At 68.7% G+C, this 23,584-nt stretch carries 21 protein-coding genes and 1 tRNA gene; 18 read left to right on the top strand and 4 right to left on the bottom strand.

All coding sequences use genetic code 11. The features are described 5' to 3' along the window. Nucleotides 1–12: 12 nt before the first annotated feature. From L0C25_RS22985 to L0C25_RS22960, 6 genes are all read left to right on the top strand, one after another. Entirely contained in the window at nucleotides 13–1,809 is a 1,797-nt protein-coding gene (locus L0C25_RS22985) for an ABC transporter ATP-binding protein (protein ID WP_271634142.1), read from the top strand. After that, a complete protein-coding gene (locus tag L0C25_RS22980; protein ID WP_271634140.1) occupies nucleotides 1,802–3,598 on the top strand; it encodes an ABC transporter ATP-binding protein in 1,797 nt (598 codons plus the stop codon). Before L0C25_RS22985 ends, L0C25_RS22980 begins: the two co-directional genes overlap by 8 nt. After that, nucleotides 3,595–3,945 carry a phosphoribosyl-AMP cyclohydrolase gene (gene hisI / locus L0C25_RS22975; protein ID WP_271634139.1) on the top strand — a complete coding sequence of 117 codons (351 nt, stop codon included), beginning with the start codon at nucleotides 3,595–3,597 and terminating at the stop codon, nucleotides 3,943–3,945. The genes L0C25_RS22980 and hisI overlap by 4 nt, the downstream gene beginning before the upstream one ends. Continuing rightward, nucleotides 3,942–4,568, top strand: coding sequence for a Trp biosynthesis-associated membrane protein (locus L0C25_RS22970; protein WP_271634138.1), 627 nt, complete (start codon nucleotides 3,942–3,944; stop codon nucleotides 4,566–4,568). The genes hisI and L0C25_RS22970 overlap by 4 nt, the downstream gene beginning before the upstream one ends. An 84-nt stretch (nucleotides 4,569–4,652) precedes the next feature. Further along, nucleotides 4,653–4,853, top strand: coding sequence for an HGxxPAAW family protein (locus L0C25_RS22965; RefSeq protein ID WP_271634137.1), 201 nt, complete (start codon nucleotides 4,653–4,655; stop codon nucleotides 4,851–4,853). A gap of 17 nt (nucleotides 4,854–4,870) precedes the next feature. Continuing rightward, on the top strand, nucleotides 4,871–5,284 hold the full coding sequence (locus L0C25_RS22960) for a DUF2752 domain-containing protein (RefSeq protein WP_271634136.1): 414 nt from the start codon (nucleotides 4,871–4,873) through the stop codon (nucleotides 5,282–5,284). Nucleotides 5,285–5,296: 12 nt separating this feature from the next. Here L0C25_RS22960 and L0C25_RS22955 read toward each other — a convergent pair whose 3' ends face one another. After that, on the bottom strand, nucleotides 5,297–5,731 hold the full coding sequence (locus L0C25_RS22955; protein WP_271634135.1) for a DUF2510 domain-containing protein: 435 nt from the start codon (nucleotides 5,729–5,731) through the stop codon (nucleotides 5,297–5,299). A gap of 16 nt (nucleotides 5,732–5,747) precedes the next feature. Beyond that, nucleotides 5,748–6,722, bottom strand: a complete 975-nt coding sequence (locus tag L0C25_RS22950) for a hypothetical protein (RefSeq protein WP_271634134.1) — start codon at nucleotides 6,720–6,722, stop codon at nucleotides 5,748–5,750. A gap of 202 nt (nucleotides 6,723–6,924) precedes the next feature. On the opposite strand from L0C25_RS22950, the gene trpC reads away from it, so the two are divergent. From trpC to L0C25_RS22900, 10 genes are all read left to right on the top strand, one after another. Further along, nucleotides 6,925–7,731 carry an indole-3-glycerol phosphate synthase TrpC gene (gene trpC, locus L0C25_RS22945; RefSeq protein ID WP_271634133.1) on the top strand — a complete coding sequence of 269 codons (807 nt, stop codon included), beginning with the start codon at nucleotides 6,925–6,927 and terminating at the stop codon, nucleotides 7,729–7,731. A 45-nt stretch (nucleotides 7,732–7,776) separates the two neighbouring features. Further along, nucleotides 7,777–9,003, top strand: a complete 1,227-nt coding sequence (gene trpB, locus L0C25_RS22940; protein ID WP_271634132.1) for a tryptophan synthase subunit beta — start codon at nucleotides 7,777–7,779, stop codon at nucleotides 9,001–9,003. Then, nucleotides 9,000–9,809, top strand: coding sequence for a tryptophan synthase subunit alpha (gene trpA, locus L0C25_RS22935; RefSeq protein WP_271634131.1), 810 nt, complete (start codon nucleotides 9,000–9,002; stop codon nucleotides 9,807–9,809). The genes trpB and trpA overlap by 4 nt, the downstream gene beginning before the upstream one ends. An 11-nt stretch (nucleotides 9,810–9,820) precedes the next feature. Further along, on the top strand, nucleotides 9,821–10,810 hold the full coding sequence (gene lgt, locus L0C25_RS22930) for a prolipoprotein diacylglyceryl transferase (protein ID WP_271634130.1): 990 nt from the start codon (nucleotides 9,821–9,823) through the stop codon (nucleotides 10,808–10,810). Between the two features lie 9 nt (nucleotides 10,811–10,819). Beyond that, a complete protein-coding gene (locus tag L0C25_RS22925) occupies nucleotides 10,820–11,200 on the top strand; it encodes a nuclear transport factor 2 family protein (RefSeq protein ID WP_271634129.1) in 381 nt (126 codons plus the stop codon). Nucleotides 11,201–11,232: 32 nt separating this feature from the next. Next, nucleotides 11,233–11,643, top strand: a complete 411-nt coding sequence (locus L0C25_RS22920; RefSeq protein WP_271634128.1) for a VOC family protein — start codon at nucleotides 11,233–11,235, stop codon at nucleotides 11,641–11,643. A gap of 367 nt (nucleotides 11,644–12,010) precedes the next feature. Further along, nucleotides 12,011–16,540: a glutamate synthase large subunit gene (gene gltB, locus L0C25_RS22915; RefSeq protein ID WP_271634127.1), complete on the top strand. Its 4,530-nt coding sequence runs from the start codon at nucleotides 12,011–12,013 to the stop codon at nucleotides 16,538–16,540. Beyond that, on the top strand, nucleotides 16,533–17,996 hold the full coding sequence (locus L0C25_RS22910; RefSeq protein ID WP_271634126.1) for a glutamate synthase subunit beta: 1,464 nt from the start codon (nucleotides 16,533–16,535) through the stop codon (nucleotides 17,994–17,996). The genes gltB and L0C25_RS22910 overlap by 8 nt, the downstream gene beginning before the upstream one ends. An 80-nt stretch (nucleotides 17,997–18,076) precedes the next feature. Beyond that, nucleotides 18,077–19,534, top strand: a complete 1,458-nt coding sequence (gene pyk, locus L0C25_RS22905) for a pyruvate kinase (RefSeq protein ID WP_271634125.1) — start codon at nucleotides 18,077–18,079, stop codon at nucleotides 19,532–19,534. A 99-nt stretch (nucleotides 19,535–19,633) separates the two neighbouring features. Continuing rightward, nucleotides 19,634–20,155, top strand: coding sequence for a hypothetical protein (locus L0C25_RS22900; RefSeq protein ID WP_271634123.1), 522 nt, complete (start codon nucleotides 19,634–19,636; stop codon nucleotides 20,153–20,155). A 3-nt stretch (nucleotides 20,156–20,158) separates the two neighbouring features. Here the strand turns inward: L0C25_RS22900 and L0C25_RS22895 are convergent. Beyond that, nucleotides 20,159–20,242 (bottom strand) — tRNA-Leu (locus L0C25_RS22895). Nucleotides 20,243–20,288: 46 nt separating this feature from the next. Between L0C25_RS22895 and L0C25_RS22890 the strand changes: the two genes are divergently transcribed. Together L0C25_RS22890 and L0C25_RS22885 are read left to right on the top strand one after the other, a co-directional pair. Beyond that, a complete protein-coding gene (locus L0C25_RS22890) occupies nucleotides 20,289–20,927 on the top strand; it encodes an ANTAR domain-containing response regulator (RefSeq protein ID WP_271634121.1) in 639 nt (212 codons plus the stop codon). Nucleotides 20,928–21,086: 159 nt separating this feature from the next. Beyond that, complete coding sequence (locus L0C25_RS22885; RefSeq protein ID WP_271634119.1) at nucleotides 21,087–22,433, top strand: DUF1871 family protein; 1,347 nt, start codon at nucleotides 21,087–21,089, stop codon at nucleotides 22,431–22,433. Between the two features lie 339 nt (nucleotides 22,434–22,772). Here the strand turns inward: L0C25_RS22885 and L0C25_RS22880 are convergent, their stop codons facing one another. Beyond that, complete coding sequence (locus L0C25_RS22880) at nucleotides 22,773–23,582, bottom strand: ABC transporter ATP-binding protein (protein ID WP_271634118.1); 810 nt, start codon at nucleotides 23,580–23,582, stop codon at nucleotides 22,773–22,775. Between the last annotated feature and the right edge of the window lie 2 nt (nucleotides 23,583–23,584).

Below are 23,584 nucleotides of genomic sequence, written 5' to 3'. Positions count from 1 at the left end.
ACAGGGGGAGCCATGAGTACGACGTCGGCGAGTGCCGACACGACGCGGCGAGGACTCGAGGTCCTCGTCACCGGCATGCGCGAACAACGCGCGATGTTCTCGCTCGCGCTGTTCGGCAGCGTCGTCTACGGTGCGCTCACGGTCGCCGACGCGTGGGTGCTCGGCTGGGCGACCGACCACGTGATCCGGCCGTCCTTCGCAGACGGCGAGCTCGTGGTCGGTGCCGCGGCCGTCGCCGTGCTGATGTTCGTGAGCGTCGCGATCGTACGTGGGCTCGGCATCGTCGCGCGGCGCCTCATCGGCGGTCTCGTGTACTTCCGGCTGATGGCCGACTACCGGCGCCGGGTGACCCGGCGCTACCTCGAGTTACCGCTGCGCTGGCACCAACGGCATCCGACCGGCCAGCTGTTGTCGAACGCCAATGCCGACGTCGAGGCCACCTGGGCCGTGATGATGCCGTTGCCGATGGCCCTCGGCGTCGTCGCGATGCTGGTCGTCTCGGTGGTCGTGATGCTGCTCGCGGACTGGGTCCTGACCCTGGTCGGCCTGGTCATCTTCCCGCTGCTCTTCCTGATCAACGTCGGCTACCAGCGGTTGCTCTCGCCGCGCGTCACACGTGCCCAGGCGCTCCGGGCAGACGTGAGCGCCGTCGCCCACGAGTCGTTCGATGGCGCCCTCGTGGTCAAGGCGCTCGGTCGCGAGGCGGACGAGACCGACCGCTTCGCGAAGACCGCACACGACCTGCGTGACGCCAATATCGCTGCCGGCAGGGTCCGGAGCGTGTTCGACCCCGTTCTCGAGGCGCTGCCCAACCTCGGCGTCCTGCTGGTGGTGGTGCTCGGTGTCGAGCGAGTGCTCAGCGGGGCGACCGAACCCGGTGACGTGGTCCAGGTCGCGTACCTCTTCATCGTTGTCGGCTTTCCGGTACGCGCGTTCGGGTGGGTCCTCGGCGAGCTGCCGCGCAGCGTCGTCGGGTGGAATCGCGTGACCGCGGTGCTGAACGCGCAGGGGTCGATGCCGTACGGCGACGAGACGCTCGCGAACGCGCCGGCGCGGCTGTCGCTCCACGAGGTCGGGTTCGGGCACGGCGGATCCCATCCACAGGTGCTCAGCGGCCTGGATCTCGAGGTCGAGCCGAGCCGGGTCGTCGCGCTGGTGGGGCTGACCGGTGCGGGCAAGAGCACCCTCGCCTCGCTGGTCACGCGGCTCATCGACCCGCAGCAGGGGACGATCGCGCTGAACGGCATCGATCTGCGCGACCTGACCCATGCCTCGCTGGCCGCGTCCATCGCGCTCGTACCCCAGCAGACGTTCATCTTCGACGACACCGTGCGCGACAACATCGCACTCGGGGCGGACACACCCGACGACGAGATCTGGCACGCGCTCGAGACCGCGCAGGCCGACGCGTTCGTACGCGCCCTTCCGGACGGTCTCGACAGCCAGCTCGGCGAGCGCGGTACGACGCTGTCGGGTGGCCAGCGCCAGCGGCTCGCTCTCGCCCGGGCGCTCGTACGCAGGCCGCGGCTGCTCGTCATGGACGACGCGACGAGCGCGGTCGACCCGGAGGTCGAGCAGCGCATTCTGCACTCCCTCGCCGGTGAGACGACCGGCGATCTTGGCCCTACCGTTCTCGTCGTCGCGTACCGAAAGGCGACGATCGGGCTCGCGGACGAGGTCGTGTTCCTCTCCGATGGCCGGATCGCCGACCGCGGCACCCACGACGAGCTGTCGCTGCGCAACGCGGCGTACCGCGACCTGGTCGATGCGTACGACCAGGCACGAGATGGGGAGCCGGTGGATGAGTAGCGGCATCGACGCGCGTGACCTGACCGCGTGGCAGATCATCCGCAAGGGCGTCGCGCTGTCGCCGGCACTTCGTGACGGCATCGGCGTCACCCTGCTGCTCGCGGCCCTGAGCACGGTGGGCAGCTCGGTCGTACCGATCGTCATCCAGGTGATGGTCGACCGGGGGTTCGAGAGCGGCGTCGACCGGTCCGAGGTCTGGTCGTACGTCGCGGGCGCCGCCGTGATCGTCGGCCTGACGGGTGCCTGTGCGTACGCGACGAAGGTGCGGCTGTTCGTGGCGAGCGAGCGGGGGCTCGCTCAGCTGCGGATCGCCGCGTTCCGGCACGTACACGATCTGTCGATGCTGACGCAGAGCTCCGAGCGTCGCGGGTCGCTCGTCTCCCGGGTGACCTCCGACATCGACCAGGTGTCGTTGTTCGTGCAGTTCACCGGGATGATGATCGTCGTCAGCGTCGGCCAGATGCTGGTCGCGACGGTGATCATGGCGTGGTACTCCTGGCAGCTCACCATCATCGTGTGGGTCTGCTTCCTGCCGCTGCTGTGGAGCCTGCGCTACTTCCAACCGAGGCTGTCTGCGGCGTACGACCACGTACGCCAGACCGTCGGCGAGATGCTTGCGGTGATCGCGGAGCCCGTCGTGGGTGCGTCGGTGGTGCGGGCGTACAACATCGAGCGGCGTACGCAGCAACGCATCGACGGGGGCATCGACACCAACCTGCGCGCCAACGTACGCGCTCAGCGACTCGTCGCGGTCACGTTCGCCGCCGCCGGCGTCGCCGGTGGGCTCGCCAACGCGTCCGTGATCGTCGTCGGGGTGCTCCTCGGGGTTGCCGGCCAGCTGTCGATGGGCACCGTCATCGCGTTCGCGTTCCTCGTCTCGCTGTTCGTCGGGCCGGTGCAGATCGCGACCCAGGTGCTCACCGAGGCGCAGAACGCGATCGCCTCGTGGCGGCGGGTGATCGACCTGGTCGAGACTCCGGCCGACGTCGTCGACCCCGGACCGTCCGGTGCGACGCTGCCGCACGAGTCGCTCGGCGCGACGTTCCGGGACGTCCAGTTCGGCTATCCGGGCGGGTCGCTCGTCCTCCACGACGTCGACGTCTCGCTCGACGCACGCGAGCGCATCGCCGTGGTCGGCGAGACCGGTTCGGGCAAGACGACGTTTGCGAAGCTGCTCACCCGGCTGATGGACCCGACGTCCGGCTCGATCCTCGTCGGCGGCCACGACCTGCGCACGATCTCGTTCGACTCGCTGCGCCGGCGGGTCGTGATGGTGCCCCAGGAGGGTTTCTTGTTCGACGCGACGCTCGCCGCGAACCTCCGGTACGGCAAGCGCGACGCGACCGACGGGGAGCTGGTCGAGGCGATCGAGAAGCTGGAGCTGCGCGGGTGGCTCGACACGCTTCCCGACGGGCTCGCCAGCGAGGTCGGTGAGCGCGGTGAGTCGCTGTCGTCGGGGGAGCGCCAGCTGGTGGCGCTCACCCGTGCGTACCTCGCCGACCCCGACCTGCTGGTGCTCGACGAGGCGACCAGTGCGGTCGACCCGCAAACCGAGATGCGGGCGACCCGGGCCCTGGAGCGGCTGCTGTCGGGACGCACGTCGGTCACCATCGCGCACCGGCTGTCGACGGCCGAGGTCGCCGACCGGATCCTCGTCTTCGACGCGGGCCGCATCGTCGAGCAGGGCGACCACGCGAGTCTCGTCACCGCGTCGGGCGTCTATACGCGGCTGCACGCGAGCTGGGTCGCGCAGAGTCATCTGGAGTCGGCTGCGAGACTGGATACGTGAGTACCGCTGAGCTCGATGCCGGCGTCGCCGCCCGGCTGAAGCGCGATGACCGTGGACTCGTCGCGGCCGTCGTACAAGACGCGTCGTCGCTCGCCGTCCTGATGGTGGGCTGGATGGACGACGTCGCGCTCGCTCGTACGCTCGCCACGCGGCGTACGACGTTCTGGAGTCGCAGCCGCGGCGCGTACTGGGTGAAGGGCGAGACCTCGGGCAACATCCAGACCGTTCGCGAGGTGCGCCTCGACTGCGACGGCGACACCGTGCTGGTGACGGTCGACCAGGTCGGTCCGGCATGCCACACGGGTGCTGCGACCTGCTTCGACGACGGGCTCCTGGAGCTGTCATGAGCGAGCCGAAGAGCTCGGATCGCCGGCTGTACGGCATTGTCGTCGTCGTCGGCATCGTCGCCGGCGGTGTGATGATCTGGGCCGCGTCTCGTACCTGGGCCTCGGTCGAGGTCGCGCCGCCGGGCATGACGGTCGACGACGTCGACGTCACCGGCTCGACCGCCGTGCCCCTCGTGAGCGCGATGTCGTTCGTGGTGATGGCAGGTTCGGTGGCGGTCGTCGCGGCCGGCGGTTGGTTACGTCGCGCGGTCGGTGTCGTGATCGCGCTCGCCGCGGCCGGTGCGCTGGTAGCGGGTGTGCTCGCGGACGCGGCGATCGACGATGCCGTACGCGACGCGGTGGCGGCGTCGACGTCGATGACCGGCGACGCCGGGCAGGAGGATGCGCTGGTCGCGGCCGCCGACCACAGCCTGTGGCGCTGGGCGGCGGTGGTCGCATCGCTCGTCGGAGTCGCCGTCGGCTGCCTGGTGGTCGCGTACGCACCCCGCTGGCCGCGGATGGGCAAGCGGTACGAGGCGCCAGGGGCGCGCACGGCACGCGCCGCCGACTCGACGCCGGCGGAGGACCGTGACGTCGGCGACCTGTGGAAGGCGCTCGACGAGGGCGACGACCCGACGGTCTAGTGCGAACCCCGGCTCGCGCCGACCCACCGGCGTCATAGACAATCGGAGCATCGATTCGTCACCGCACAGAACGAGGTTGGTCAGATGGCCGGGGCACATGGTTCCTCTCCAGCGGCGTGGACGGCGGTTGCCGTGTTCCTCGTCGGCTTCACGGTGTCGTCCGTTGGCACCGTCCCGGACTTCAACCCGGTCATCTTCTGCATCGGGATCGTCGTGATGGTGGTCGCGGGCATCGTCGGCAAGATCATGTCCGCCGCCGGCATGGGCTCCGAGTCCGCGCACTGACGCCTATCGTGGCGGGCGTGGCTTCCGACAGCGCGACGCGGCGTGATCGTCGCACCGCGGTCGCACTCGGTGGCGTCGGCGTCGCGAGTCTTGTCCTGCTGCAGCTCCGCGATCCGCACGCGAGCGGCTCGTACGGTCTGTGCCCGTTCCACGCGCTGACCGGCTGGTGGTGCCCGCTGTGCGGCGGGCTGCGTGCCACGCACGATCTCTTCGCGCTGCGCATCGGCGATGCGCTGTCCGCGAACGTGTTCGCGGTCGTGCTCGTGCTGGCGGGAGTCGGCTACTTCGGCTACTGGGCCTCGATCCGCTGGCGCGGGCGCCCGGCGCGTACGCTCCACATCGGCGCGCGCGGGCTGGTGACCGTGCTCGCCGTCGCGGCGGCGTTCACGGTCGTACGCAATGTGGAGTTCGGCGCGGCGCTCGCGCCCTGAGGCGGGACCAGCTCAGCCGTAGCCGGCGGCGAGCCGGTGTCGCCGCATCCAGGTGTACGCGAGGGCCTGTACGCGGTCGGGATCGGCGACGCGCTTCATCCGCCACTCGGCACGGTCGGTGTAGCCGGGGTACGCGACCCGCAGCACGATCGTGCCGGTGCCCGAGGTCGACTCGAGCGCCGAGACACTCTGGTTCACGGCGGCAACCGACCACCACGGGAGCACGACCGGACGGCCGCCCTCGCTCACGTGCACGGTGTGCGTGGTGATCGTGTAGCGGCCGTCGGTCCAGACGATCGACTCCCCTTCCGGGATCGTTCCCGGCTCGAGCGCGCTGGTCGTGGTCAAGCGGCCGGTGCGGACGTCGTGCGTCCACTCCCGGCCGCTCCACCAGCGCCATTCGAAGTCGTCGACCGGGTCGCGGTACCAACCTGGCCGAACCGGCATGGTGCCTCCAGATTCGTTACGGCGCCACGGCTTCGCCCTGCAGCACGCGGTACGCGTACGTCTGGGCGATGATCACGACCGGGACCGCGAGCAGCAGACCGACGCCGCAGAGCAGCGCACCGACGAAGTACGCGATGAGGCTGCAGATGTAGAACCCGATCAGGGTGCCGAGGTTCTTGTTCACAAACGATGCGCTCGACTTGATCGCATCGGTGATCGACATGTCCTTGTCCACGATGAAGAACATCGTGAACTGCGTGAAGAAGAAGACGATCAGGCCGGGGATCCAGCACAGCAGGTAGCCGATCGAGATCATGATCGCCAGGACGACGGCCGCGCCGATGACCCGGCCGACGTTGTTGAAGCTGAACGTCGTCCCGACAGTGAACTCGCGGCCATAGGTGATCTGGAGGGCTCCACGCAGGATCCCGGCCTGCATGACGCCGGAGATGATCACCGGAACGATCGACATCAGCGCCCCGATGAGCAGTACGCCGAAGAAACCGCCTCCGCTACTCGACGAGTTGCCGTCGGAGTCGACCTCGAAGCTGGCCGACAGGCCGACGCCCATCGCGCTCAGGAGCAGGACCCAGACGAGGTAGAACGCAATCAGGATCGCCAGCCACGCGAGCGCGGCGAGGATGATCGTACCGACGTTCTGGGTGAACTTCGCCCAGCCGTAGTTGAACGCTTCTCCGATACTGAAACGCTGCGGCCCGCCGTAACCCTGGCCGGGATAGCCGCCACCGGGCGGCGGGCCCTGCGGAGGGTAGCCGCCTCCGGGCGGCCCTTGCGGCGGGTAGCCGCCACCGGGAGGTCCGGGCGGCGGATAGCCCCCCCCCGGGGGGCCTTGCGGCGGGTAGCCGCCACCCGGAGGAGGTGGCGGAGGCGGTGGGTAGCCGCCACCCGGTGGCGGACCCTGCGGTGGCTGGCCGGGCGGTGGGCCCTGGGGCGGCTGCCCGCCGGGAGGGGGTGGCTGGCTACTGCTCATTTCACGAAGACCTTCCGAGTTGTCGATTGGCGCATCGCAGGCTACCGGCTCGTGGGTCAGCCCGCCGCCCATCCGCCCGGCAGGCGGACATCGTGTCGAAGGCGCCGAGCGGTCCGGGGGTGACCCCCTCGGTCGCCGCGTCGCTGCATCGCTACGCTGGTGCCATCGGGGTCCGTACGCTGTCCGGTCGAAATGAGGTGTCATGTCGGTACTCGGTGACATCCTCGCTGGCGTCCGCGAGGACCTCGACGAGCGCATGGCCTCGGTCTCGCTCGACGATCTCAAGCGGGCGGCCGACAAACAGGATCCCGCGCTCGACCCGCTGCCCCTCTTTCGTGGCGAGGGTGTCTCGATCCTTGCCGAGGTCAAGCGGGCCAGCCCGAGCAAGGGCGCTCTCGCGCCGATCAAGGATCCCGCCGGGCTCGCTGCCGACTACGAGGCGGGTGGCGCCGCGGCGATCAGCGTGCTCACGGAGCAGCGCCGCTTCGGAGGCACGCTCGACGATCTTCGCGCCGTACGCGCAAAGGTCGACGTACCCGTTCTTCGCAAGGACTTCATCGTCACCTCCTACCAGCTGTGGGAGGCCCGCGCGTTCGGCGCCGACCTCGCGCTGCTGATCGTCGCCGCGCTCGACCAGAACGCCCTCGTCGCGCTCGTCGAGCGCGCGGCGTCGATCGGCCTGACACCTCTCGTCGAGGTGCACGACGAGGAGGAGCTGGAGCGTGCCCTCGACGCCGACGCGAAGGTGATCGGCGTCAACGCGCGCAACCTGAAGACGCTCGAGGTCGACCGCGACACGTTCGCCCGGCTGGCCCCGCTGGTGCCTGCGGGCGTCGTCCGGGTGGCCGAGTCGGGGGTACGCGGCCCGCACGACGTGATCGAGTACGCCCGCGAGGGCGCCGACGTCGTGCTGGTCGGCGAGAGCCTGGTGCGCGACAACAACCCGCGCTCGTCGGTCGCTGACCTCGTTGCCGCCGGTGCGCATCCGGCGCTGCACCATCGATGGTGATCGCCGCACGTCGCGTACCACCAGAACTCCACCCGAGGACACCCGATGACACCGCAACCTCCCTCGACCCTGCCCGATGACGTCGGCCATTTCGGCCGATTCGGCGGCCGGTTCATGCCCGAGGCGCTGATGGCCCCGCTCGCCGAGCTGGAGACGGCATGGCGCGAAGCGATGGCCGACGACGGCTTCCGCGCCGAGTTCGACGACATGCTGCGGACGTACGCGAACGTGCCGAGCCCGCTGTACGACGCGAAGCGACTCTCGCGTGCGGCGGGGACGCGGATCCTGCTCAAGCGCGAGGACCTCGACCACACCGGTGCGCACAAGATCCGCAACGTGCTCGGCCAGGCGCTGTTGGCGAAACGCATCGGCAAGCCGCGGGCGATCGCGGAGACCGGGGCCGGCCAGCACGGCGTCGCATCGGCCACCGCGTGCGCGTACCTCGACCTCGAATGCGTCGTCTACATGGGCGAGCTCGACACCCAGCGCCAGGCGCTGAATGTTGCCCGGATGCGGATGCTCGGTGCCGAGGTGGTGCCCGTTTCGACCGGAAGCCGGACATTGAAGGACGCGATCAACGAGGCCCTACGCGACTGGGTCACCAACGTCGAGCACACCAGCTACCTCTTCGGCACGGCCGCGGGTCCCCATCCGTTCCCGGCGATGGTGCGCGACTTCGCACGCGGCATCGGCGACGAGGCACGCGAGCAGTGCCTGGAGCTGACCGGCTCGCTCCCCGACGCTGCCGTCGCGTGCGTCGGGGGCGGCTCCAATGCGATCGGGTTGTTCGCCGGGTTCCTCGACGACGACGCGGTGCGCATGGTCGGTTACGAGGCCGGCGGCGAGGGGTTCGACACGGGACGTCACGCGGCGACGATCACGGCCGGCGAGGTCGGCGTACTTCACGGCACGCGCTCGTTCCTGCTGCAAGACGACGACGGGCAGACCATCGAGTCGCACTCGATCTCGGCCGGGCTCGACTACCCGGGTGTCGGCCCGGAGCACGCGTACCTCGCCGACACCGGTCGGGTGACGTACGAACCGGTCACCGACGACGAGGCGATGGCGGCGTTCGACCTGCTGTGCAAGACCGAGGGGATCATCCCTGCGATCGAGTCGGCACACGCCGTCGCCGGTGCGCTGCGGCTCGCCGACACGCTCGGTCCGGATGCGACGATCCTGGTCAACCTGTCCGGGCGCGGCGACAAGGACGTACACACGGCCGCCGAGTACTTCGGGCTGCTCGACGAGGCTCCCGGGGAGGACGCGTGACCTCGCTCGCCGAGACGTTCGCGCGGCTTGCCGACGAGGGGCGGCCCGCCCTGGTCGGCTACCTGCCGGCGGGATTCCCCGACGTGGCGACCTCGATCCGGGCCATCGAGGCGATGGTCGAGTGCGGTGTCGACATCGTCGAGGTCGGCTTCCCGTACAGCGATCCGGTGATGGACGGGCCCGTCATCCAGGTCGCGGCCCAGCAGGCGCTCGCGGGTGGGGTGCGTACGAGCGACGTGTTCGAGGTCGTGCGCGCGTCGGCCGCGACCGGCGCCGCGACGGTCGTGATGACGTACTGGAACCCCGTCGAGCACTATGGCGTCGATCGGTTCGCGGAGACGCTCGCCGATGTCGGTGGCACCGGGCTGATCACGCCCGACCTCATCCCGGAGGAGGCCGGCGCGTGGACCGACGCCGCGGCGAAGCACGGTCTCGAGCAGGTATTCCTGGTCGCGCCGTCGTCGACCGACGAACGCCTCGCGCTCACTGCGAAGGCCGCGAGCGGCTTCGTGTACGCGACCTCGGTCATGGGTGTCACCGGGGCGCGCGCACAGACCAGCAGCCGGGCGCCCGAGCTCGTCGGCCGGCTGCGTGGGGTGACCGACAAGCCGATCGGCGTCGGGCTCGGTGTCAGCAACGGCGATCAGGCCGCCGAGGTCGGCGCATACTGCGATGCGGTGATCGTCGGGTCCGCGCTCGTACGCTGCCTGCTCGACGTACCCGCCGACGACGGCATCGCTGCCGTACGTGCGCTCGCGACCGACCTGCGTACGGGCGTTGAGCGCGCGCGTACCACCGCCGGATAGCCTGGCCCGCGATGACTGTTGCCTCGATACCGAGTCCGTCCGACGCCGTCTGGGAGATCGGACCCCTGCCCATCCGGGCGTACGCCCTGTGCATCATCGCCGGCGTCGTCGTCGCGATCTGGCTCGGCGAACGCCGCTGGGTCGCCCGCGGTGGCCGTCCCGGCACGGTCGGCGACATGGCCGTGTGGGCGATCCCGTTCGGTCTCGTCGGTGCGCGGCTCTACCACGTCGCCACGAACCCCGAGCTCTACTTCTCCGGTGACGGGCGGCCGATCGAGGCGCTGTACATCTGGGAGGGTGGCCTCGGCATCTGGGGCGCCATCGCGCTCGGCGCGGTCGGTGCGTACATCGGCTGCCGTCGGGCGAAGGCGAGCTTCGCCGCGATGGCCGACACGATGGCGCCGGGCATCCTGTTCGGCCAGGCGATCGGGCGCTGGGGCAACTGGTTCAACCAGGAGCTGTTCGGCAAGCCGACGGACAAGCCATGGGGCCTCGAGATCGACCCGGAGCATCGTCCGCCGGGATACGAGCAGTACGACACGTTCCAGCCGACGTACCTCTACGAGTCGATCTGGGTGCTGATCGGCGGCTTCGTACTGCTGTGGATCGCGAAGCGCTACCAGATCGGCTACGGCCGGATCATGGCGTTGTACGTGATGATCTACACCGCCGGCCGGGGCTGGATCGAGGCGCTGCGCATCGACGACGCGCATCACTTCCTCGGGCTGCGGCTCAATGTGTGGACCTCGATCGTGCTGTTCTGTCTCGCGCTCGCGTACTTCGTCTGGATGGGACGCCGCCATCCCGGCCGCGAGGAGGTCATCCAGGAATGGGACGACCCCGAGGCTGCCGGGCGCGACGACGCCGAGTCTGCGGCCGAGGTCGACGCCGAGGGGGAATCCACGGTGGCGGCGAGCGACGACGCCGAGGAGGAATCCACGGTGTCGGCGAATGCGGCCGACGATGCCGCCTCCGACGACGGCTCGACCGAGAAGGACTGACGGCGACCGATGCACCCGTTCCGCGTCGCGATCGAGGCACGCGACCTCGACGCGCTGACCGGGTTGCTCTCCGATGACGTCGAGTTCCGGAGCCCGGCGGTCTTTCGCCCGTACCAGGGCCGCGAGGCGGTCATGACAGTATTGCGTGCCGCGATCCGCGTGTTCGACGACTTCCGCTACGTACGTGAGATCGGTGCACCCGAGTCACCTGAGCACGCGCTGGTCTTCACCGCGCGGGTCGGTGACCGGGACGTCGAGGGCTGCGACTTCGTACGTCTCGATGAGCAGGGCCGCGTCGACGAGCTTGTCGTGATGGTGCGCCCGATGTCGGGGCTGATCGCGCTGGCGAGTGCGATGGGTGCGGAGCTCGGCGGCCCACCGGGGGAGTGACCGGAGGCCGCGGCGTCGGTCATACTGCCGACATGGCTGAGTATCCGCAGCTTCTGCACACGGTCTTGGACACCACCGACGTACGCGGCCTTGCCGAGTTCTACCGATTGTTCTTGGGGCTGCATTACCGGTCCGGCGACGAGCCTCCCGCCGGAGGCGTCGACGACGCGGACTGGCTCGTGCTGATCGACGCGGACGGCTTGCGCAGCTTGGCGTTCCAGCAGGTCGATCGGGTCGAGCAGACGACGTGGCCGGAGCACGACGTCCCGATGCAGCTCCACGTCGACTTCACGGTGTCGAGCGTCGCGGAGTTGGAGCGACACCGCGAGCGGGCGGAGTCGCTCGGTGCGCGGGTGCTGCTGGACCGGACTGATGACCCGGACGAGCCGCTGTACGTGCTCGCCGACCTCGCGGGTCATCCGTTCTGCATCTTCGTGGCGTGAGTGCAGGGCTGGGCCCGGCGCCGCTGACTCCGTCGAGACGAACGCATATGTGCCGGAGACGGCGGACGATGTTTGGTTGCGCGGATTTCGTCAGAGTGGACGAAGGAATCTGCCTTTGGCTCAGACGGTGCGGCCAAAGGCAGATTCCTTCGTCGCAGCCCCGGGCGTCGGCACCGACGCAGACGGGAAGCGGTGAAGGCGGGAGGCGAAGGGTCGGGTAAGCCGACAAGCAACCGAAGCCACCCCTCGATTTGGCGCTCCGCCGGGCACGTCATGTAATCTGGATGGACTTGGGCCAACGTCGTCCCATCACCACGATGGCGGGCATCTCACCCCATCTCGATGCCAGACGACAGGAGCGATGCTCATGCATGCATTCCCTCCCGCCCAGGGGTTGTACGACGGCGCGCACGAGCACGATGCGTGCGGTGTCGCGTTCGTTGCGTCGCTTTCCGGCGATGCGAGCTACGACATCGTCGACAAGGCCCTCACGGCATTGCGCAATCTGGACCACCGCGGCGCGTCCGGGGCAGAGCCGGACTCCGGCGATGGTGCCGGCATCCTGCTGCAGGTTCCCCACGAGTTCCTCCGATCGGTGGTCGACTTCGATCTTCCGCCGCGAGGTGCGTACGCGGTCGGGTTGGCGTTCCTGCCGGCCGATGCGGATGACGCGGCGAAGGCGCGGGCCGCGGTCGAGGAGATCGCCTCCGAGGAGTCGCTGCGAGTCGTCGGCTGGAGAGACGTGCCGACCGAGCCGGGCATCCTCGGTGCGACGGCCCTCGGCTGCATGCCGACCATTTCGCAACTGTTCGTCACGGGTGCGGCGGGTCGGATCACGGGCATCGCGCTCGACCGGCAGGCGTTCTGCCTGCGTCGCCGCGCCGAGCATGAGGCCGGCGTGTATTTCCCGTCGCTGTCCGCGCGCACCCTTACGTACAAGGGAATGCTGACGACAGAACAGCTCCACGCGTTCTATCCCGACCTGCTCGATGAGCGCATCGCGTCCGCGCTCGCGGTCGTGCACAGCCGCTTCTCGACGAACACGTTCCCGAGCTGGCCGCTCGCGCATCCGTTCCGGTTCATCGCGCACAACGGCGAGATCAACACCGCACGCGGCAACCGCAACTGGATGCGCGCGCGGGAGGCGCTGCTGGAGAGCGATCTGATCCCGGGCGACCTCAACCGCCTGTACCCGATCTGCAGTGACGACGCCAGTGATTCGGCGTCGTTCGACGAGGTGCTCGAGCTGCTGCATCTCGGCGGCCGGAGCCTTCCGCACGCGGTCATGATGATGATCCCGGAGGCGTGGGAGAACCAGCCGGACATGGATCCTCGGCGGCGCGCGTTCTACGAGTTCCACTCGGCGGTCATGGAGCCATGGGACGGTCCGGCCTGCGTCGTCTTCACCGACGGCAACCAGATCGGCGCGGTCCTCGACCGCAACGGGTTGCGTCCCGGGCGCTTCTGGGTGACCGACGACGGGCTGGTCGTGCTCGCATCCGAGACCGGTGTCCTCGACGTCGATCCGTCTAAGATCGTACGAAAGGGCCGCCTCGAGCCCGGCCGGATGTTCCTCGCCGACCTGCAGGAGCACCGCATCGTCGACGACGACGAGATCAAGGGCGACCTGGCCACCGCGAACCCGTACGACGAATGGCTGTACTCCGGGCTGATCCGCTTCGAGAACCTCCCCGAGCGTGAGCACATCGTGCACACGCACGCGTCGGTCAAGCGGCGCCAGCAGTTGTTCGGCTATACGGAGGAGGAGCTGCGCGTCCTGGTCGCGCCGATGGCACAGAACGCCGCCGAGCCGATCGGGTCGATGGGCACGGACAGCCCGATCGCCGCGCTCTCCGACAAGCCGCGGCAGCTGTTCGACTACTTCAGCCAGCAGTTCGCTCAGGTCACCAACCCGCCGCTCGACGCGATCCGCGAGGAGATGGTCACGTCGCTCGCGGGGCTGATCGGCCCTGAGCGGAACCTCGTCGACCCCGGCGCCGCCTCGTGTCGGATGGTGCAGCTGCCGTTCCCCGTGATCGACAACGACGAGCTCGCCAAGATCATCCACATCAACCGTGACGGCGATCTCCCCGGTTTCCAGACGCACGTCGTGCAAGGGCTCTACCGGGTTGCCGGCGACGGCGACGCTCTCGAGGAGCGGCTCGACGAGATCCGCCGCGAGGTGTCGGAGGCGATCGCGGACGGTGCACGCATCATCGTCCTGTCCGACCGGCATGCCACGACGGAGCTCGCACCGATCCCGTCGCTGCTGCTGACGGGCGCCGTGCACCACCACCTCGTACGCGAGAAGACCCGTACGCAGGCGGCGCTGGTCGTCGAGGCGGGAGACGTACGCGAGGTGCACCACGTCGCTCTGCTGATCGGGTACGGGGCCTCCGCCGTCAACCCGTACCTCGCCATGGAGAGCGCGGAGGACCTCGCTCGCTCGGGCGTCTGGCTCACCGACATCGAACCCGAGCAGGCAGTACGCAACCTCGTACGTGCGCTCGGCAAGGGTGTGCTCAAGGTGATGAGCAAGATGGGCGTCTCGACGGTCGCGTCGTACACCGGTGCGCAGATCTTCGAGGCGATCGGCCTGTCGCAGGACGTCATCGACGAGTACTTCACCGGTACGACGTCTCGACTCGGCGGCGTCGAGCTCGACGTGATCGCCGACGAGGTGTGTGCCCGGCACGCGCAGGCGTACCCGACCGACGGCATCCCGCTCATCCGGCGGCAGCTGGAGATCGGCGGCGAGTACCAGTGGCGGCGCGACGGCGCGCCGCACCTCTTCGACCCCGATTCGGTGTTTCGCCTGCAACACTCCACGCGTACGGGGCGGTACGACATCTTCAAGCAGTACACGAAGCTGGTCGACGACCAGTCCGAACGGCTGATGACGCTGCGCGGGCTGTTGCGCTTCCGCGACGGAGTACGCGAGCCGGTGTCGGTCGACGAGGTCGAGCCGGTGAGTGACATCGTCAAGCGCTTCTCGACGGGCGCGATGTCGTACGGCTCGATCAGCCAGGAGGCGCACGAGACGTTGGCGGTCGCGATGAACCGGCTCGGCGCGAAGTCCAACACGGGCGAGGGCGGTGAGGACTCCGACCGGCTGTACGACCCCGTTCGTCGCAGCGCGATCAAACAGGTGGCGTCCGGCCGATTCGGCGTCACGTCGGAGTACCTCACGAACGCCGACGACCTGCAGATCAAGATCGCGCAGGGTGCGAAGCCGGGGGAGGGCGGTCAGCTGCCCGGGCACAAGGTCTACCCCTGGATCGCGAAGACGCGACACTCGACGCCCGGGGTGGGGCTGATCTCGCCGCCGCCGCACCACGACATCTACTCGATCGAAGACATCAAGCAGCTCATCCACGACCTGAAGAACGCGAACCCGCAGGCCCGCGTCCATGTGAAGCTGGTATCGGAGACCGGCGTCGGCACTGTCGCGGCAGGCGTGTCCAAGGCCCACGCGGATGTCGTGCTCATCTCCGGACACGACGGCGGCACGGGCGCGTCGCCCCTGACGTCGCTCAAACACGCCGGCGGGCCGTGGGAGCTCGGCCTCGCCGAGACCCAGCAGACCCTGCTGCTGAACGGTCTTCGCGATCGCATCGTGGTGCAGTGCGACGGTCAGCTGAAGACCGGTCGTGACGTCGTCGTCGCTGCACTGCTCGGCGCGGAGGAGTTCGGCTTCGCGACCGCGCCGCTCGTGGTCAGCGGCTGTATCATGATGCGGGTCTGCCACCTCGACACCTGCCCCGTCGGCGTCGCCACGCAGAACCGCGAGCTGCGGGAGCAGTACAGCGGCAAGGCGGAGTTCGTCGTCACGTTCTTCGAGTACATCGCTCAAGAGGTACGCGAGCTGCTCGCCGAGCTCGGGTTCCGCTCGCTCGACGAGGCGATCGGTCAGGTCGAGACGCTCGACGTACGTCGAGCCGTCGACCACTGGAAGGCAAGCGGGCTCGACCTCTCGCCGATCCTGCACAAGCCCGACCTGCCCGAGGGCGCGGCGCTGCGGCGTACGCGCGGACAGGACCACGGGCTCGAGCGGGCACTCGACAACGAGCTGATCGCGTTGTCGTACGACGCGCTCGAGCACGGCGAGCCCGTGCGGGCGCAGATCCCGATCCGCAACGTCAACCGCACCGTCGGCACGATGCTGGGGCACGAGGTCACCAAGCGCTACCGAGGCGATGGCCTCGGCGACGACACGATCGACGTGACGTTCACCGGGTCGGCCGGGCAGTCGTTCGGCGCGTACGTGCCGCGCGGCATCACGCTGCGGCTCGAAGGAGACACCAACGACTATCTGGGCAAGGGACTCTCGGGTGGTCGGATCGTCGTACGCCCCGACCGCGCGGCGACCTTCGATGCCGCCGAGCAGATCATCGCCGGCAACGTGATCGGCTACGGAGCGACTGCGGGCGAGATGTTCATCCGGGGCCGGGTCGGCGAGCGGTTCTGCGTCCGCAACTCGGGAGCGACCGCGGTCGTCGAGGGAGTCGGTGATCACAGCTGCGAGTACATGACGGGTGGCATCGCGGTCGTACTCGGCACGACCGGACGCAACGTCGCGGCCGGGATGAGCGGCGGTTCGGCGTACGTGCTCGACCTCGACGAGCGCCAGGTGAACCACGAGCTCGTCGAGCTGAGCCCGTTGCGCAGCGAGGAGGCGGACGAGCTGCGTGACCTCGTCCAGCGCCATCACGAGGAGACGGGCTCCACGGTGGCCGAGGCGTTGCTGGCCGACTGGGACGCGAATCTGACCCGGTTCACCCGGATCATCCCGGTCACGTACCGCAAGGTTCTCGAGGCCCAGGACGCCGCCAGGCAAGGTGGTCTGAGTGAGGTCGACACGACGGCGAAGATGATGGAGGCGGCGATCAATGGCTGACCCGAAGGCATTCATGCGTACGCCGCGCGAGGTGGCGGAGCGTCGGCCGATCGAGGAGCGCACGGGCGACTGGCAGGAGGTCTACCCGGGGGGCGCGGGTCGGGCGCTGCTGCCGATCATCACCGAGCAGGCGGGCCGCTGCATGGACTGCGGGATCCCGTTCTGCCACAGCGGTTGCCCGCTCGGCAACCTCATCCCCGAGTGGAACGACCTGGTGTGGCGCGACGACTGGGAGGGCGCGATCGAGCGCCTGCACGCGACGAACAACTTCCCGGAGTTCACCGGTCGGCTCTGCCCGGCGCCGTGCGAGACGGCCTGCGTCGTCGCTATCAACCGCGACGCGGTGACGATCAAGAACGTCGAGGTCTCGATCATCGACAAGGCGTGGGAGCGGGGCCTCGTACGTCCGGAGCCGCCGGAGTGGCTGACCGGCAAGACCGTCGCGGTCATCGGGTCCGGTCCGGCCGGTCTCGCCGCGGCCCAGCAGCTCACCCGCGCGGGACACACGGTCGCGGTGTACGAGCGCGACGACAAGCCGGGCGGCCTGCTGCGGTACGGCATCCCTGAGTTCAAGATGGAGAAGGTACAGGTCGATCGGCGGATCGAGCAGATGCGGCGCGAGGGCACGGTCTTCCGTTCCAACGTCGCGGTGGGCGACGACCTGTCCGGTGCGGCCGTACGTGAGCGGTACGACGCCGTCGTACTCGCGGTCGGCTCGACCGTACGCAGGGATCTGCCCGTACCCGGCCGTGAGCTGGCCGGCATCCACCAGGCGATGGAGTACCTGCCGCAGTCGAACCGTGTCTCGCTCGGCGAGGAGGTGGCCGACCAGATCACCGCCGCCGGCAAGGACGTCGTCATCATCGGCGGCGGCGACACGGGCGCCGACTGCCTCGGCACCGCGATCCGCCAGGGCGCGCGGTCGATCACCCAGCTGGAGATCATGCCGCGCCCGACCGACGAACGGCCCGACAACCAGCCGTGGCCGACGTACCCGATGATCTATCGCGTCGCGTCGGCGCACGAGGAGGGCGGCGAGCGCACGTACTCCGTGTCCACCAAGGAGTTCTTGGGCGACGGCGGGAGCGTACGCGGACTGCGCATCGTCGAGGTGGAGTTCGTCGACGGCGCGATGACCGAGGTCGACGGCACCGAGCGGGACATCCCGGCGCAGCTGGTCCTGTTCGCGATGGGCTTCACGGGTCCGGAGCGCGAAGGGCTCGTGGAGCAGCTCGGTGTCGATCTGGACGAGCGCGGCAACGTCGCACGCGACAAGACGTACATGACGAGTGTCGATGGCGTCTTCGTGGCCGGCGACGCCGGGCGGGGTCAGTCGCTCATCGTCTGGGCGTTGGCGGAGGGGCGTTCGTGCGCCGCAGGAGTCGACGCGTACCTCGGTGGCACGAGTGGACTACCCGCTCCGATCCCGCCGACCGCGCGGCCGCTCGCCGTGTGACGGAGGGCCCGCCGAGATTTCTGGTTTGTTTTTGCGTCGAACAATTTCGTTGACGGGTGGGTAACCCCTAGGGTGGAGCCGTGCGTAGAGCAAAGATCGTCTGCACTCTCGGTCCCGCAACCAGTTCGTACGACGACATACTCGCCCTTGCGCGGGCAGGTATGGACGTCGCGCGACTCAACCTGAGCCACGGCACCCACGATGACCACGCGAGCTCGTACGAGCACGTGCGGGCCGCCGGCAAGGAGCTCGGCAAGGCGATTGCGATCGTCGCCGACCTGCAGGGACCGAAGATTCGCCTCGGCACTTTCGCCGACGGGCCGCAGACACTCAACACAGGTGACCCCTTCACGATCTCGGTCGCAGACATCGAGGGCGGCGGCAGTACGTGTTCGACCACCTACAAGGGCCTCCCGGGCGACGTGAAGGTCGGCGACGAGATCCTGATCGACGACGGGCAGGTACGCCTGCGCGCAACCAAGGTGACCGACAGCGAGGTCGAGACCGAGGTCGAGGTCGGCGGCACCGTCAGTGACCACAAGGGCATCAACCTGCCCGGCGTACAGGTCAGCGTGCCGGCGATGTCCGACAAGGACGTCGACGACCTGCGGTGGGCCCTGCGCACCGGTGTCGACTTCGTCGCGCTGTCGTTCGTACGCAACGCCGCCGACGCCGAGGACGTACGCCGGATCATGCGCGACGAGGACGTGCTGCGGCCCGTCATCGCCAAGATCGAGAAGCCGCAGGCGGTCGAGAACCTCGAGGAGATCGTCGACGTCTTCGACGGCTTCATGGTCGCGCGCGGTGATCTGGGCGTCGAGCTGCCGCTCGAGTTCGTGCCACTCGTGCAGAAGAAGATCATCGAGCGCGCGCGTACGCATGCCAAGCCGGTCATCGTGGCGACCCAGATGCTGGAGTCGATGATCTCGTCGCCGCGTCCGACCCGCGCAGAGACCTCCGACGTCGCGAACGCCGTCCTCGACGGCGCGGACGCGGTGATGCTGTCGGGCGAGACCAGTGTCGGACAGTATCCGGTCGAGACAGTTGAGACGATGGCGCGGATCGTGGGGTCGACCGAGGACCACGGTCTCTCGCAGATGGCCGCGATCGACTGGAAGCCGCGTACCCGCGGCGGCGTGATCTGCAAGGCTGCGGCCGAAGTGGCCGAGGCCGTCGACGCGAAGTACCTGGTCGCGTTCACGACGTCCGGCGACTCCGCGCGGCGCGCCACGCGTTACCGCTCCCGGGTGCCGGTGATCGCGTTCACGACGGACCCGGTCGTACGCGAGCAGCTGGCGTTGAGCTGGGGCGTCGAGTCGTTCTGGGCCCGCCGCGTCGAGCACACGGACATGATGGTGCGCCAGGTCGATCGCAGCCTGCTGGAGAGCGGGCACTGCGTCGAGGGCGAGCAGGTCGTCATCGTGGCGGGCAGCCCGCCCGGCATCCCGGGCTCGACGAATGCGCTGCGCATCCATCGGATGGGTGATGCGATCAACGAGATCGCTCCCGCGTACCGCGGCGACGAGTCGATCGAGTAGTGCGGCGCATGATTTCGCTCGTCCTGGGTAGGTGAGGTTCCGCCAGGTATGGCGGGATCGCCGGAGACCCCGGCCGTCCCTCGGACGAAGGAGATCGGCATGATCAAGCACGTCTTCACAAGGTTCGGAATCGTCGCCGCAGGTGTCGCCGCGGCGTTCGCAGGCACGGTCACCCAGGCCGGTGCTGCACCGGCCGTACACGATGTCACTCCCGACACCGTCGCGGTTGCGCCGGCCGCCGGCTGGGACACCCCGAACGACCGCAGCTACTACCTCGAGGCGTCCTGCGAGCCGTACGCCGCGGCGATCAGGCAGGGTGCCGCCGCCTGGAACGGGCTCACCGAGGGCGGGGGTACGCCCGTCGAGTGCCGGAACAGCTACATCACCGACTGCGGGGGTGGCGGCAACATCGTCGGCTGCAACTGGGGTCAGGGTCAGCGGATCGCGTTGTACATGGGCGGTGTGAACGACGACGCGCTACTCGCGGCGCACGAGTTCGGCCACGACTGGTACGGCCACTCCGACTACCAGTGCGCAGGCTGGGGGAGCCCGGCGGAGGTCATGTCGCCGACCATCTGCAACGCCCCGCTCGCCCGCGGCGGCAAGCTGCCCACCATGTGAATGTGCCGGGTGCGGGACTTGAACCCGCACGTCCTTTCGGACAATGGTGTTTGAGACCATCGCGTCTGCCTATTCCGCCAACCCGGCTCGCGCCACCTGCGTACGCACCAGCGGCGCGGGATAACCTTCTCACGTGCCAACACCAGCCTCGCCCACGACCCCGAGCCGTCGCGTCGTCATCGCGGAGGACGAAGCGCTGATCCGACTCGACCTCGCGGAGATGCTCTCGGAGGAGGGTTACGAGGTCGTCGGGCAGGCGTCCGACGGCGAACAGGCCGTCCGGCTGACCGAGGAGTTCCGGCCGGATCTCGTCGTCATGGACATCAAGATGCCGAAGCTCGACGGGATTGCTGCGGCCGAGCGCATCGCGACGCAACGAATCGCTCCGGTGGTCATGCTGACCGCATTCAGTCAGCGTGAGCTGGTGGATCGGGCGCGTGACGCGGGCGCGATGGCGTACCTCGTCAAGCCGTTCAGCAAGACCGACCTCGTGCCCGCGATCGAGATGGCCGTCAGCCGGTACGTCGAGCTGATCGAGCTGGAGAACGAGGTCGACGACCTGACCGAACGGCTCGAGACCCGCAAGCTCGTCGACCGCGCCAAGGGCGTACTCCAGGAGACGCTCTCGCTGAGCGAGCCGGACGCGTTCCGCTGGATCCAGAAGACCGCGATGGACCTACGGTTGTCCATGAAGGCGGTCGCAGCGGGCGTCGTCGACCATGGACCGGGCATCGCGGACGGGGCGGACGACGGCGACGGCCGCGCGGATTGACGGCCGCGAGGTCACAACTTCGCAACATCGAACGTCGATTGCGTAACCGATGCATGTGTGTGACAAATACGCGCTAGTTTCTAGGCACTGAAACGGTCGCGAGCCGTGCGCCCAGGTGTGCGCGGAGTGCGCGTCTGAGACGAACAACCCGGAGGATCCATGAGACGCCCCTCAACGGCGGTCCGGCTCGCGGCGGTAGCCGCGGCGACCGCGCTAGTACTCGCCGCTTGCGGTGGCGACGACGACGACGGCGGCAGTGACGACAGCAGCGGCAGCGACGACAGCGGCGCCGCAGCGGCCGGTCAGACCACGAGCAACAAGCAGGTCTACTTCGTCGACGGCAACACCGCCGACTACAGCAAGGACTTCGATCCCGGCACGCTCAAGGGCGTGAAGGCGACGTACCCCGGCGCCGAGCTGGGCGACGACTTCCGCAAGCGCTTGCTGTCGATCGACAGCAAGCTCGACAGCTTCACGTACGGTCCCGAGTCGTACGACGCGACGGTGGTCACCGCACTGTCGGCGATCGCGGCCGACACCGACGATCCGAAGGCCATCGCGAAGGAGATGCAGGGCGTTTCGGCACCCCCCGGAACGAAGTGCACCGAGTTCAAGGAGTGCGCCGATCTGCTCAGCGGTGGCAAGGACGTCGACTACGAAGGTGTGAGCAGCCCGATCAACTTCAACGACACGGGTAGCCCCTCCGCCGCGACGATCGGCATCTTCGAGTACGGCGAGGACAACACCTTCCACAACATCGACTACGTCACCGGAGAGGTGACCGAGAACCCCGCTCCGAGCGCCGGCCAGCAGATCGAGGGCACGGGTAAGAGCGACGGTCAGTTCAAGGTCGGCACGCTGCTGCCGCAGACCGGCGACCTCGCGTTCCTGGAGCCGCCCGAGACCGCCGGCGTCAAGCTCGCGATCGAGGACATCAACAAGGCCGGCGGCGTGCTCGGCAAGGACGCCACGATCACCGAGGCCGACTCCGGCGACGGTACGCCGAACATCGCGCCGGAGCAGGCGAACAAGCTGCTGTCGGCGAATGTCGACGTCATCGTCGGGGCCGCGTCGTCGGACGTGTCGCTCGCGGTGCTCAAGCAGATCACCAACGCGGGTGTCCTGCAGATCTCGCCGGCGAACACCTCGACGGCGTTCGACACCAAGGACGACAAGGGTCTGTACTTCCGTACGGCTCCGTCGGACGTGCTGCAGGGCCGGGTGATGGCCGACCAGCTCGGCAAGGACGGCTTCACCAACGTCGCGATCATGGCCCGCCAGGAGGCGTACGGTGAGGCGCTCGCCGAGAATGTGGAGAAGTACTTCACCGAGCAGGGCGGCGAGGTCGTGGCGAACGTGCTGTACTCGCCGGAGTCGCCGAACTTCTCCGCCGAGGTCGACGAGATCGCATCGGCCGATCCGGACGCGATCGTGCTGATCTCGTTCGACGAGGCGAAGAAGATCATCCCGGAGATGGAGACGGCGGGCATCGGCCCGAACAAGTAGGCCGTAGCCGCAGTAAGCAATCGGGCCCCGGAACGCGGAAGCGTTCCGGGGCCTCGTTGTGTGGCGGAGCTTCTCTTACGGCAGCCGCTCGCGTCGGCGTGGCCGTTCTACGAGATCTGGGCCGAAACGACGGGTCGTGACGACTGACAGAGCGGCGGCTCCGCCGTTTCAGCCCAGATCTCGGGTTGATGCGGCATCCGGTCCGTTCAGTGCGCGTTCGTACGTGGACCCCGATCCTCGTTCACCCTTGCGTTCTCGCCCGGCTGCGTTTCCGGGCGGCGCCATGGCCGATGCGCGGGCGTACGAGACCTCAGTCGGCCTTGGCGAGCGTACGAGACCTCAGTCGGCCTTGGCGAGCGTTCCGAGGTAGAGCTCGATCACCTTCGGGTCGTTCATCAGCTCGCGACCTGGGGCGGTGTACGCGTTGCGGCCCTGGTCGAGGACGTACCCACGGTCGCAGATCTGCAGGCAGCGGCGGGCGTTCTGCTCGACCATGACCACCGAGACCCCGGCCCGGTTGATCGCGCGGGTCTGTACGAACACCTCGTCCTGCAGGACGGGGGAGAGGCCCGCGGACGGCTCGTCGAGCAGGAGGACGGACGGGTCCATCATCAACGCCCGGCCCATCGCCACCATCTGCCGCTCGCCGCCGGACAGCGAGCCGGCGCGCTGTGTCTTGCGGTCGATCAGCGCCGGGAAGATGTCTCCGACCACCTCGAGCCGCTCGCCGAACTTCGCAGGGGCCTGATAGCAGCCCATCTGCAGGTTCTCCTCGATCGACAGGCTCGGGAAGACGTTCTCGGTCTGCGGTACGAAGCCGATGCCCTTGCTCACAAGCGTATCGGCGCGCTCGTTCGTGATCTCCTTGCCGCGAAGCGTCACCGTGCCGGAGTGGATGGTGACCAATCCGAACAGCGCCTTGAGCAGCGTCGACTTGCCCGCGCCGTTCGGCCCGATGATGCCGACGAGCTCGCCTTCCTGGCAGTACAGGTCGGTGTGGTTCAAGATGTTGACGCCGGGCAGGTAGCCGGCGATCAGGTCATCCGCACGCAGGATGGCGCCGTCTGCGGCGGCGAGGTGCGCGTCGCGCTCCTTCTGCGCGGCCTCGCCCAGGTCGGGCGAGTCGACCGCGGCTTCACTGTCGCTCATGC

Origin of the sequence: Solicola gregarius, assembly GCF_025790165.1 — a bacterium.
Taxonomy (GTDB): Bacteria; Actinomycetota; Actinomycetes; order Propionibacteriales; family Nocardioidaceae; genus Solicola; species Solicola gregarius.
The sequence above is the reverse complement of the archived record's forward strand: the minus strand, read 5'-3'. Positions and strand labels throughout refer to the sequence as shown.